The 8065-nt window shown below is 70.7% G+C and carries 9 protein-coding genes; 3 read left to right on the forward strand and 6 right to left on the reverse strand.

The window, feature by feature from the left end:
- The first annotated feature begins 7 nt into the window (after window positions 1-7).
- Window positions 8-595, forward strand: coding sequence for a GNAT family N-acetyltransferase (locus tag WC555_RS12195; protein WP_373253922.1), 588 nt, complete (start codon window positions 8-10; stop codon window positions 593-595).
- Here the strand turns inward: WC555_RS12195 and WC555_RS12200 are convergent.
- Complete coding sequence (locus WC555_RS12200; protein WP_373253923.1) at window positions 592-996, reverse strand: MliC family protein; 405 nt, start codon at window positions 994-996, stop codon at window positions 592-594. The two genes, WC555_RS12195 and WC555_RS12200, sit on opposite strands and share 4 nt — an antisense overlap.
- 40 nt (window positions 997-1036) lie before the next feature.
- On the reverse strand, window positions 1037-1522 hold the full coding sequence (gene tadA / locus WC555_RS12205) for a tRNA adenosine(34) deaminase TadA (protein WP_373253924.1): 486 nt from the start codon (window positions 1520-1522) through the stop codon (window positions 1037-1039).
- On the opposite strand from tadA, the gene WC555_RS12210 reads away from it, so the two are divergent.
- Window positions 1511-2944 (forward strand): pseudouridine synthase, encoded by a 1434-nt coding sequence (locus tag WC555_RS12210; protein WP_373253926.1) that lies wholly within the window; start codon window positions 1511-1513, stop codon window positions 2942-2944. The genes tadA and WC555_RS12210 overlap by 12 nt on opposite strands.
- On the opposite strand, the gene WC555_RS12215 is transcribed toward WC555_RS12210, so the two are convergent.
- Window positions 2921-3868, reverse strand: coding sequence for a CPBP family intramembrane glutamic endopeptidase (locus WC555_RS12215; RefSeq protein ID WP_373253927.1), 948 nt, complete (start codon window positions 3866-3868; stop codon window positions 2921-2923). The genes WC555_RS12210 and WC555_RS12215 overlap by 24 nt on opposite strands.
- 47 nt (window positions 3869-3915) lie before the next feature.
- On the opposite strand from WC555_RS12215, the gene rsmD reads away from it, so the two are divergent.
- Window positions 3916-4491 (forward strand): 16S rRNA (guanine(966)-N(2))-methyltransferase RsmD, encoded by a 576-nt coding sequence (rsmD, locus tag WC555_RS12220; RefSeq protein WP_373253928.1) that lies wholly within the window; start codon window positions 3916-3918, stop codon window positions 4489-4491.
- On the opposite strand, the gene WC555_RS12225 is transcribed toward rsmD, so the two are convergent.
- The 3 genes from WC555_RS12225 to WC555_RS12235 form a co-directional block, all read right to left on the reverse strand.
- Entirely contained in the window at window positions 4440-4943 is a 504-nt protein-coding gene (locus WC555_RS12225) for a low molecular weight protein-tyrosine-phosphatase (RefSeq protein WP_373253929.1), read from the reverse strand. The two genes, rsmD and WC555_RS12225, sit on opposite strands and share 52 nt — an antisense overlap.
- Window positions 4940-6805 carry a DNA mismatch repair endonuclease MutL gene (mutL, locus tag WC555_RS12230; protein ID WP_373253931.1) on the reverse strand — a complete coding sequence of 622 codons (1866 nt, stop codon included), beginning with the start codon at window positions 6803-6805 and terminating at the stop codon, window positions 4940-4942. Before mutL ends, WC555_RS12225 begins: the two co-directional genes overlap by 4 nt.
- A gap of 82 nt (window positions 6806-6887) precedes the next feature.
- Window positions 6888-8065: ATP-binding cassette domain-containing protein (locus tag WC555_RS12235; protein ID WP_373253933.1), on the reverse strand; the 1178-nt coding region annotated here is incomplete at its 5' end.

Below are 8065 nucleotides of genomic sequence, written 5' to 3' on the forward strand. Positions count from 1 at the left end.
GGCCCGCATGCAGCTTGCCGCCACGCCGCTGGGGAACCGGTTCGTCCGGCTGGATGCGTTCACGCCAGCCCTCGAGGCCGAGGTCCGCGCGGCCCTGGATTGCGATGCGCCGTCCTGGGACATCATGGTGGGTGCCGCCTATGGCCCGCATTTCGACGGCTGGTGGCGTGGCGCCCTTGCGGCGATGGAGCAGGGGACCCGCATCGCCTGGGCCGTCCGTCGCGCCTCTGACGGCGCCGTCGTCGGCACGACCAGCCTGTATGAGATCAAGCCTGACTACCGCCGTTGCGAGATCGGCTCGACCTTCTACCGCCCGGAGGCGCGCGGCGGGCCGATCAATCCGGCCTGCAAACGCCTGCTCCTGGGTCACGCCTTCGACGCGGGGGCGGTGCGGGTCGAGATCCTCACCGACGCCGTCAATCCCGCCAGCCAGGCCGCCATTCGCAAGCTGGGCGCTCGCGACGAAGGGGTTCTGCGCAAGCACAAGATCACCTGGACGGGCCGCATCCGCGACACGGCCCAGTTCGCCATTCTCGATGAAGACTGGCCCAGGGTCCGGGCGGGGCTGGACGCCCGTCTGGCGGCGTTCGGTTAATCGACCGCCCGGCAGTCGGTGGGTTCGCGGCCTTCCGACGTCCAGGTGGCCATCACGCCCTTGCCGCGCAGCTCATAGCCCGACGCCCGGTACCAGATGCCGTCCTCGCCGCGTTCCTGGAACAGGTCGACGGCTTCTCCGGTGGAGTTGCGGACCGTCGCCATCTGACGCGGATTGTCGAAATCGACCGACAGGCGCTCGCTGTTGTTACAGAGATAGACGGTGCGAATGACGCGGTTCAGGGCGCGGTCCTGGGCCTCGGCGCCCGTACGGCGTCGCGCGGTCTGGGCTTCCTGGGCCCGCTCGCGCACGGAATCCCCGTCGGTCGGGGCGTCCTTCGGTTTCTGACCGCAGGCGCCGAGGGCGAGGCAGGTGACGGCGAAGACGGCCAGGAGCTTCATGCGGACTTTCGAACAAGCGGAGCTGTGGTCGCCCGGCGGACTAACGTACGTCGGGCGCCGCCGTTCCTTTGCGCCGGGCGCGGAAGAATCTCCGTAACAGGTCGCCGCCCTCGATGGCCAGCACGCCGCCTTGAACAGCCGGCTTCCAGTGGCAGGTCGGCTGTTCGAAAAATCGCGGCCCGTGCGCCACGGCGCCGCCCTTGGGATCATCGGCCCCCCAGACCACCCGGCCGATCCGCGCGTGGCTGATGGCCCCGGCGCACATGGCGCAGGGCTCCAGCGTCACATAGAGGGTCAGGCCCGTCAGGCGATAGTTTCCCAGTTTCGCGGCGGCCGCCCGCATCGCGACGATCTCGGCGTGGGCGGTCGGATCATGCGCGCCGATCGGCCCGTTCCCGCCCTCGGCGACCACGTTTCCGGTGGTTTCGTCGACGATCACGCAGCCCACGGGAGTCTCTCCCGCGTCCGCCGCCGCTTGCGCACACGCCAAGGCCATGTGCATGAACCGCTCATCATGGCCAGCCATCCCCGAGACAACGACAAGAAGCCGCGCCCGCGTCAAGACGACAGCCGCGACGGCCCCCGCAAACCCTACGTCAAGCGCGTGGAAGGCGGCGACGATCGCGGACCGCCCAAGGGCGGCAAATCGTTCGGCAAGCCGGGCGGCAAACCCTTCGCGAAGGACGGAAAGCCCGCCGCCAAGGCCGACGAGGCGCCCAAGCGCGCCGAACGCATCGCCAAGGCCATGGCCCGCGCCGGCATCGCCTCGCGCCGAGAGGTCGAGCGGCTGATCGGCCTCGGCAAGGTGGCCGTGAACGGCAAGATCCTCGACACGCCCGCCGTGCTGGTCACCCGCGACGACGTCATCACCGTCGACGGCAAGCCGATCGGCTCGGCCCAGGCGACGCGCGTCTGGCGCTACAACAAGCCCGCCGGCCTGATGACCTCGCACAACGATCCACAGGGCCGTCCGACGGTGTTCGACGCCCTGCCCAGCGGCCTGCCGCGCGTGATCTCGGTCGGACGCCTCGACCTGAACACCGAGGGCCTGCTGCTGCTGACCAATGACGGCGAACTCAGCCGCGCGCTGGAGCTGCCCACGACCGAGCTGGTGCGTCAGTACAGGGCGCGGGCCCGGGGCCGGGTCAGTCAGCTGCAGCTGGATTCGCTCAAGGACGGCGTCACCGTCGACGGCGTCCGCTACGGTCCGATCGAAGCCACGCTGGACAAGGCCAAGGAGAGCGAGGGGAACGCCCCCGCCAACCTGTGGATCAGCGTCTCCATCACCGAGGGCAAGAATCGCGAGGTCCGCAAGGTTCTCGAACACCTCGGTCTGACGGTGAACCGACTGATCCGCCTGGCCTACGGCCCGTTCCAGCTCGGCACCCTGCCGACCGGTTCGGTCGAGGAGGTCGGCCCCCGCGTGATTCGCGAGATGCTGGCCGAGCATATCCGCCCGGAGAATCTGCCCCAGGGCAACACGGTCGCCACCCCGGCGCCGATCCCCGGCCGCCGCACCTCGGCGCCGATCGTCAAGGGCGCCTCGGGCTCGGCCATGTCGGACCCGTCGCGCAAGCCGAGCCGCACCCGCGCCGCCGGGGCCGCCGCTGACGCCGCTGCCGACCGCGCCGCCCGGCCGCCGAAGAAGGCGGGCTGGGCCAAGACCGCTCCGCGGTTCGAGCATCCGAAGAAGAACTTCACCCCGCGGGCCCGGCCCGAGGGCGCCGAGACCGGCGAGCGCCCCAAGCGCGTTTTCAAGCCGCGCGAGGATCAGTTCATCGACGGTCCGCGTCGCGACGCCCGTACCGGCGCCATGCCCTCGTCGCGACCGTCCTCGGGGCGTCCGGACGACAAGGGCGGGTCCAAGAGGCCATTCGCGCCCAAGCCCGGCGGCTCGCCCTTCAAGGGCAAGCCGGGCGGAGGTTCACGCGGCGGCCCGCGCCGGTAGAGCGGGCGGGCGGTCGACGTAACGATTGGCCAGCCGCTCGATTATGACGACCATGACCACGGCGGTCGCCAGCTCGGGCGCCAGGGCGATCCACGCGATCTCCTGACCGGTCGAGGCCTCCGAGAACGGCTCCCAGAACATGGCGATGGCGAGATTGTTGGCGAGGTGGGCGCCGATGGCGAACTCGAGTCCGCCCAGCCGGAGCGCCGCCCACGTCCAGACGCCGCCCGACACCGCCCGCGCCACGAAGGCGACCGGGTCCGGGTCCAGGTGAATGGCCGAAAACACGACGCCGTTGATCACACACAGCGCCAGCGGATGGCGCGTCATCAATCCCGTCAGCCGCAGCAGCACGCCCCGGCAGACGACCTCCTCGGCGGCGGCGCCGGCCAGCAGACCGACGACCATGGTCAGGACATAGATCACCCGGGTCCGATCCAGATACTGCGCGTCCAGAACCGGCGGCGCCCATTCGCTGCCCATGGCCAGATAGACCGGGATCGTTACGACCGAGACGCAGGCCATGGCCAGGACGCCGATGCCCAGATGAGCGGCGTCGAACCGCCGACCCGGCCACAGGAAGTCCGCCAGCGGCCGACGATAGGTCAGGGCCGCGGCCCCCAGAATGCCGACCGAGAGCGCCCCGAGAATCAGGGCGAAGGTCGCGACCTGCGAGCTTTCATCGATCAGGCGCAGCGGACTTTCGGGCAGCGGGCCCTGCTCCCCGAGCTGGTCGCGCATGCCGGGCACGGCGTAGATGACGAAGGCGACGACGATGGTCGCCGCGATCATCAGCAGAACGGCCAGCGCCACGAAGCTGGCCAGCCTCCGCCAAGGGTGGTTCACGGCGAAGGGGGTCGTGAAACTGGATTGCGCGGCCGCCGCGAGGGCCTGATGGAAATGAGCGCGGAGGGACTGAACCATGACGCGAGCGTTGCATTCGCGGCGCGTTCCGGTCCAGAGGCTTGCGCATGAGAATCGTCGCCGGAAGCCTGAAAGGCCGCACCATCGTCGCGCCGGAAGGGGAGGGCACCCGCCCGACCTCGGACCGCGCGCGTCAGGCCATCTTCAACGTGCTGGAGCATGCCGCCTGGGCCGAGCCGCTTGAGGGGATGCGGGTGATGGATCTGTACGCCGGCTCCGGCGCCCTGGGCTTCGAGGCCATCAGCCGGGGCGCGGCCTTCGCCCTGTTCGTCGAGACCGACGAGGACGCCCGGGGGGCGATCCGCGAGAACGCCGACGCCTGGGGCCTGATGGGCCGCACCCGCGTGCACCGGCGCAGCGCCACGGACCTGGGCGGCCGTCCCGGTTCGGACGGGGAGGCGTTCGACCTGGCCTTTCTCGACCCGCCCTATCGCAAGGGGATGGGCGAGCAGACGTTGGCCCGGCTGCTGGACGGCAATTGGCTCAAGCCCGGCGCCGTCGTGGTCTTCGAGCGCGGCTCCGACGAGCCCGGGATCGACACGCCCGGCTACGAGCGGCTGGACAAGCGCGACTACGGCGCCGCGTCCGTGCTGTTTCTGAGGGTCAGACCGCCGGCGGCGTGAAGTCGGGCCGCCAGAGCGCGCGCCGCGGCTTCGACCTCGGCCCAGGTGGTTTCGAATCCGGCCTCGTCGCCGAACCAGGGATCGGCGACCGGCTGGCCCTCGCGGCCCTCGACATGGTCCAGCAGCAGGCTGAGCTCGGCGGCGGCGTCCGTCGGCGCGACCTTGCGCAGTCCGGCGAGATTGTCGTGATCGAGGGCGATGACGTGGGTGAAGCGGCGAAAGTCGGCGGGCCGCACCTGGCGGGCGCGCAGGCCGGAGATGTCGACGCCGTGGCGGAGGGCCGTCCGTTGCGCGCGCTCGTCCGGCGGCTCCCCGGCGTGCCAGTCGCCCGTGCCGGCTGAGTCCACGATCAGGTCGAGGCCGAGCCGGGCCGCTTCGGCGCGCAGGGCTCCCTCGGCCAGGGGCGAGCGACAGATGTTGCCGAGGCAGACGAACAGGACCGAGGGGATCATCGCCGTCCGAACAGTTTCTCGAGATCGGCCAGCTTCAGTTCGACATAGGTCGGACGGCCGTGGTTGCACTGGCCGGAGTGGGGGGTGACTTCCATCTCGCGCAGCAGGGCGTTCATTTCGGGACCGGAGAGGACGCGGCCGGCGCGGACCGAGCCGTGGCAGGCCATGGTGCCGCAGACCTCGCCGAGGCGTTCCGAGAGGGCGAGGGCGGCCCCGTGCTCGGCCAGGTCGTCGGCGATGTCGCGGATCAGGCCCTGGACGTCGGTGTCGCCGAGCAGGGCGGGGGTCTCGCGCACCAGCACGGCGCCCGCGCCGAAGGGTTCGACGATCAGGCCCAGCTCGGCCAGTTCATCGACGCGGGCCGAGACGCGTTCGGCTTCGGCGGGGTCCAGCTCGACCACCTCGGGGGTGAGCAGGGCCTGACGCGTCACCGCGCCGCGCGCCATCTGCACCTTCATCCGCTCATAGACGAGGCGTTCATGGGCCGCGTGCTGGTCGACGACGACCAGTCCGTCGCGCGTCTGGGCGACGATATAGGTGCCGTGCAACTGCGCCCGCGCGGCCCCGAGCGGATAGTCTCTCAAATCCTCGCTGTACGACTCCGGCGTGGTCGAATTCTCCGCGATTCCGTAGCGCAATTCCCCGTCGTCGCCGGGCCCGGATTCAACCCGGGCCGACCGATCGTTCAGGCCCGGAATCACCTGGGCGTGGGCGCTCGCGGGGGCGGCCCAGCCCTGCCAGCCGCTCCAGCCCTGGGCCGAGGGAGCCGAGGGGCTGAAGGCGGCGCCGGCATGGGGCCGGAACCCGGCGAGAGCGTCCGCGGCGACGGTGGTCGAGGCGCGGTGTCCGGCGCCGGCGAGGGCGTGACGCAGCGCCCCGACGATCAGGCCGCGAACCAGCGCCGGATCACGGAACCGCACCTCGGCCTTGGCCGGGTGGACGTTGACGTCGACGTAGAGCGGGTCGATCTCGAGGAACAGCACCGCCGCCGGATGCCGGTCGCGGGCCAGGAAGTCGGCGTAGGCGCCGCGCAGGGCGCCCTGCAGCAGGCGATCCTTCACCGGGCGGCCGTTGACGAACAGATACTGGTGGCCGGCGTTGCCCCGGCTGTAGGTCGGCAGGCCCGCGTAGCCGGTGAGGCGGACGTTGTCGCGGGCCTGGTCGATCAGCAGGGCGTTGGCCTCGAAGTCGCGGCCCAGCAGGGCGGCGAGCCGCTTCAGCCGGCCCGCGTCGCCGGGGTGTTCGGCGGGCAGGCGCAGGGTGGTCTTGCCGTCGAGGTCGAGGGTGAAGGCGACGCCCTCGTGCGCCATGGCCTGGCGCTTGATCTCCTCCGAGATGGCCATGGCCTCGGAGCGCTCGGACTTCATGAATTTGAGCCGGGCGGGGGTGGCGTAGAACAGGTCGCGGACCTCGACCCGGGCGCCGTGCGGGCCGGGGAAGCCGGCGGGGGCGACCGGGCGCTGGTCGCCGCCCTCGACGGTGATCTGGTGGGCGTCGCCGCCTTCGCGGGGACGACTGGTGATGGTCAGGCGCGCCACCGAGCCGATCGAGGGCAGGGCCTCGCCGCGGAAGCCGAGGGTCGAGATGCGCAGCAGGTCGACATCGCCCGCGTCGTCGGCCTCCAGCTTCGAGGTGGCGTGGCGCTCGACCGCCAGGGCCAGCTGGTCCGCGGCCATGCCATGCCCGTCATCGGCGATCAGGATCCGCGTCAGCCCGCCGCCGTCGGCCTGCACCTCGATCCGCGTCGCGCCAGCGTCGAGCGCGTTCTCGACCAGCTCCTTGATGGCGCTGGCCGGGCGTTCGACCACCTCGCCGGCGGCGATGCGGTTGACGGTTTCAGGGGGGAGGCGGCGGATCAGCATGGATTCGCAAGTATGCCGCTTTCCGTCATCCGGAAGTAGCGAAACCCGGACCAGACCCGACGTAGCTCCGTTGCGGATCGTCTCAGTTCACCTCGGCCAGGGCCTCCTCGGCCGCCACCCAGGCCGCTTCGGCGGCGTCGAGGTCGGACTGGGTTTTGGCCCGGGCGCGGGTCAGGCCCTCCAGCGCCTTGGGATTGCTGACCGAGGCGTTGGCCATGTCGTCGTCGATGCGGGCGATCTCGGCGGTCAGCTGGCTCATCCGCTCCTCGGCCTTCTTGACCGCATGACGCAGGGTCGAGGGAGAAGGCCCTGATTTCTTGTCGTTCTTCTTCTTGCCTTGTTGGGGCGCGGCGACGGCGGTCGTCTCATCCTTGATCTGGCTCGGCTTGACCGCCGCCTGTTTGGCGCGGTCGAGGACGTATTTCGCATAGTCATCCATGTCGCCCTCCCACGGCTTCACTGTGCCCTCGGCGGCCAGCCACAGACGGTCGGCGACCATCTCCATCAGCGAGCGGTCGTGGGTGATCAGGATGACGGCGCCGGAATAGTCGTTCAGGGCGTCCAGCAGGGCGCGGCGGCTGTCGATGTCGAGGTGGTTGGTCGGTTCGTCGAGGATCAGGATGTGCGGCGCGTCCATCGCCACCTGGTTGAGCAGCAGGCGGGCGCGCTCGCCGCCGGACAGGGAGGCGACGGTGGTCTCCTGCTTCTCGTAGCCGAGGCCCCATTGCGCCAGCTTGGAGCGGCGGGCGCTCTCGGGGGCGTCGGGCATGGCGCGGCGGATGATCTCCAGCGGCGTGTCGGTCGGGTCCATGGCCTCGATCTGGTGCTGGTGGAACCAGCCCACGCGCATCTTGCGGTCGCGGTGCAGCTCGCCCTCGGACACGTTCAGCGCCCCGGCGATCATCTTGGCGAAGGTCGACTTGCCGGCGCCGTTGACGCCCAGCAGGCCGATGCGGTCGTCGAGGTCCATGCGCAGGTTGAGATTGCGCAGGATCGGCTTGCCCGGCTCATAGCCGACGTTGGCGCGTTCCAGCCGGATCAGCGGCGGGGCCAGCGGGCGCGGCGGCGACGGCAGGATGAAGGGGGCGACGCGTTCCTCGATGGTCGTGGCCACGGGCTGCATCTTGGCCAGCCGCTTCATGCGCGACTGGGCCTGGGCGGCCTTGGAGGCCTTGGCCTTGAAGCGGTCGACGAAGGCCTGGAGGTGGGCGCGTTCGGCGTCCTGCTTGGCCTTGGCCGACATCTGCAGCCGGGCCTTTT

The sequence above is a fragment of the Brevundimonas sp. genome (assembly GCF_041648615.1).
GTDB lineage: Bacteria > Pseudomonadota > Alphaproteobacteria > Caulobacterales > Caulobacteraceae > Brevundimonas.